This window comes from Pseudoalteromonas sp., from assembly GCF_041613455.1.
Taxonomy (GTDB): Bacteria; Pseudomonadota; Gammaproteobacteria; order Enterobacterales; family Alteromonadaceae; genus Pseudoalteromonas.
This window is the reverse complement of record NZ_JBFJHD010000289.1, coordinates 1-3,186: the sequence shown is the minus strand read 5'-3', so window position 1 is coordinate 3,186 and position 3,186 is coordinate 1. Positions and strand designations below refer to the sequence as shown.

Annotated in this window: 4 protein-coding genes and 1 pseudogene; 2 read left to right on the top strand and 3 right to left on the bottom strand. The window is 46.4% G+C overall.

Going from position 1 to position 3,186, the window contains the following annotated elements; genetic code table 11:
* Window positions 1-363 (top strand): hypothetical protein (locus ABYB02_RS16080; protein ID WP_372763393.1); only part of this gene is annotated, 363 nt, incomplete at its 5' end.
* A gap of 13 nt (window positions 364-376) precedes the next feature.
* On the top strand, window positions 377-1,186 hold the full coding sequence (gene mutM / locus ABYB02_RS16075) for a bifunctional DNA-formamidopyrimidine glycosylase/DNA-(apurinic or apyrimidinic site) lyase (protein WP_372763392.1): 810 nt from the start codon (window positions 377-379) through the stop codon (window positions 1,184-1,186).
* Between the two features lie 12 nt (window positions 1,187-1,198).
* Here mutM and ABYB02_RS16070 read toward each other — a convergent pair whose 3' ends face one another.
* The 3 genes and pseudogenes from ABYB02_RS16070 to ABYB02_RS16060 form a co-directional block, all read right to left on the bottom strand.
* Window positions 1,199-1,699, bottom strand: a complete 501-nt coding sequence (locus ABYB02_RS16070) for a DUF3299 domain-containing protein (RefSeq protein ID WP_372763391.1) — start codon at window positions 1,697-1,699, stop codon at window positions 1,199-1,201.
* Between the two features lie 11 nt (window positions 1,700-1,710).
* The gene (locus ABYB02_RS16065) at window positions 1,711-3,009 is read right to left on the bottom strand and encodes an ABC transporter permease (protein ID WP_372763390.1); all 1,299 of its coding nucleotides are present in this window, start codon (window positions 3,007-3,009) and stop codon (window positions 1,711-1,713) included.
* A pseudogene (locus ABYB02_RS16060) lies at window positions 3,006-3,186 on the bottom strand (ABC transporter ATP-binding protein); the annotation flags it as partial. The gene ABYB02_RS16065 and the pseudogene ABYB02_RS16060, both read right to left, overlap by 4 nt.

Genomic DNA, 3,186 nt, shown 5'->3' with positions numbered 1-3,186 from the left:
AGCTTTGTATTAACGCTGAGCTTTGTTGATCAAAAAATAGAGCGTATAGGCACCGGTTGGCGCAGCACAGCCTTGCAACCAAATGTGCCACTGCTATGGCAAGGTAATGAGCAGCAATTAGGTGAATTAATTAACTTATGGCAAAGCGCGCAGTTAATGGCAGTGAATGAAGCGGTGGTATTTAAGCCTAAAGCGCCGCTGTCGGTGGCCACGTTTGAATTAGCGGGCGAGCCATTACCTTGGCTGTACTTATTATACCGTAATGATAGCCACTATTATTTGCTCGAAAAAAATACCCAGCGTACCTTATCATTAGATTTAGCGCTTGCTAAGCAGTTGTTTCCGAGTTTTGATTTTTCGTAAAGTGAGAATATAAATGCCTGAATTACCTGAGGTAGAAGTAAGCCGCATGGGCATTACGCCCCATGTGTTAAACCAAGTTGTGGCTAAGGTAAATATTCATAATGCCAGTATGCGCTGGCCAGTTCCCGACGATGTTTATCAGCTAGAGGGTTTAGTCGTTAATAGTATTGAACGTCGCGCTAAGTATTTACTGTTACATTGTGAGGTGGGCTGTACTATTTTGCATTTAGGCATGTCGGGTAACTTACGTGTAGTTGATGCCGACGAGCCGCTCAAAAAACATGACCATGTAGAATTTATTTTTGCCAATGGCAAGGCGCTGCGCTTAAACGATCCGCGCCGTTTTGGTTGTTGTTTATGGCAACAACCGAATGAGGTGCATAAATTACTGGCAAGCTTAGGCCCCGAACCACTGACCGATGATTTTTTTGCCAAACGTGTTTATCAGCAATCGCGTAATAAAAAGGTGGCGATAAAGCAGTTTATTATGAACAACGCCGTGGTGGTGGGCGTGGGTAATATTTATGCCAATGAATCGTTATTTAAAGCCGGTATAGACCCGCGACGTGAAGCCGGAAAGGTGTCGCTTAAGCGTTACGAAATGCTGATACCCATAATTAAAGACATACTGGCCGCGGCCATCACGCAAGGTGGCACTACGTTGAAAGACTTTGCGCAAAGCGATGGCAAACCAGGCTACTTTGCACAACAGCTGTTAGTGTACGGCCGTAAAGGCCAACCCTGTTTAGTATGTAACAACGAGTTACAAGAAATACGCCAAGGGCAAAGAAGCACCGTGTTTTGTGGGAAGTGTCAGAAGTAACCCTTTTACGGGTTAAAGTTCAAACGGGGCGACGCCGACGGCTTGCATTTTATAGCCTACTTGGGCTATTTCGCCTGACCACGTTTGCGTGGTGATAATGCCGGTGACCACGATGGCGTCGTATAGGCTGTCGATGGGTACGCCGCCTTTAATGGTTACATGAACTATTTGGTTCGGTGGCGGGGGCGGTACGTGAATACACGCGCCAAAGTAGGGCACCAGCAAAAACTCGGTGATCACTTCGCTGTCGCCCTCAAGAGGCACTACGAAGCCGGGCAGGCTGACCGATGTACCATCGAGTGCTTTTACTACCGGTGCATCTAAGTCGGGTTGCACCCAGTTTTGTTCGCTGCCTTCGTGATTAGCTTGCGCTTGAGTATCTATTTGGACATGGCCTTTAGGGATCAGATCTTCCCAAAAAATGTCTTTGGGTGGATTAGCGCTGCTAACAAAGCTTGCAAGCACTAAGCTTAACCACGCGATAGATTGAAAAGTTGTTTTATAAAACGCCATGTTTATCCTAGTTATATTTTTATGCTCATGCCATCGCTGAGTGAGTAAAAGTACGCGCGAGTAGCCGGTATTAAACCAATAATAAAGCCTGCCGCCATAATAACGCCTATTAGGGTGAGTTCATAGTAAGACAGCATAGCGATGTTAATGCTAATTCCCGCGTGACTTTGTAAGTAACCGGCGCCGCCAAACATCAGGGCGTAAAATAACACACAGCCAAGCACGCAACCCAGCAAAGTCGTGAGTAACGACTCAATACTAATGAGGGTGAATAATTGCCAAGGTCGGGCGCCGACCGAACGCAATATGGCAAGCTCTCTACGCCGCTGACTCAAATTAGCCAGTAGTGTGGTTAGCATGCCCAGTAGGCTAATAATCACTACTACCACCGAAAACAACAGCAGTATTTTTTCGACTATGGCGAGCATTTCCCAGAGTTCTTTTAACGTGACCGTAGGCATAATAGCCAGCAGGGCTTCTGGTTTATATTGATTGATATTGCGCCTAATTTGCAGAGTATAAAGTGGCGAGTCAAAGCCCATTAAAAAGGCGGTAATTTGCTGTGGGTGACCCACTAATTCATGCGCTAGGTTTTGCGGATGGTCATGATTATGACCATGCTCGTGTTCGTCGTGTTCGTCGTGTTCGTCGTGTTCGTCGTGTTTGGCGCTATGGCCGCCATGAATTAACTCAATCGCTGCCAGCGGAATATGCAGGGTTTTATCAACCGGGGTACCGGTAGGCTTTAAAATGCCCACTATAGTAAATGGGTTGTCGTCATGATGATGAAAGCTGGTGTTGCCCATACCATGGGAAATAACCACCTGTTGATTCAGCGTATAACCCAATTTATTGGCAACATCGCTGCCAAGCACCACTTGGTTAACGGCATTATAGGCGCGTCCTTGGCTAAAGCTCAGCGGCTGCTTTTTTGCAAAGCGGTAATGGTTAAAGTAGTCAAGCGTGGTGCCAAGTACAGCATGGCCCTTGTGGCTGTCGCCAAGGCTAATGGGAATACTCCACTTTACCCCGCGTTGCTCGCTTATGTATTGATAGCTTTGCCAGCTTACGCCATTGTTGTTGTGGCCAATTCTAAAAACCGATGAGAGCAGTAATTGAATGTCGCCGGTACGTGCGCCAACAATTAAATCGGTGCTCGAAATGGTATTACTAAAACTACTTTTCGCGTCGACGCGTACGCGCTCAATACTGAGCAATAACATCACGCTAATCGCAATAGTCAGTAAGGTAAGGAGTACGCTAGCGCGACGGTTTAATAGGCTTTTATAGGCTAGTTTTAGTAAAATCATGAGGCCGCCTGTAAGCTAACTAAATCGATGCTGCGATTAAATAGCGGTTGCAGGCTTTCATCGTGGCTCACAAACACTAAGGTACTATTGGCGTGTTTGGCTTGCTCAAACAATAAGTTAATAAAGCTTTGCCGATTGTTGGCGTCAAGCGCCGAGGTGGGCTCATCGGCAATAATT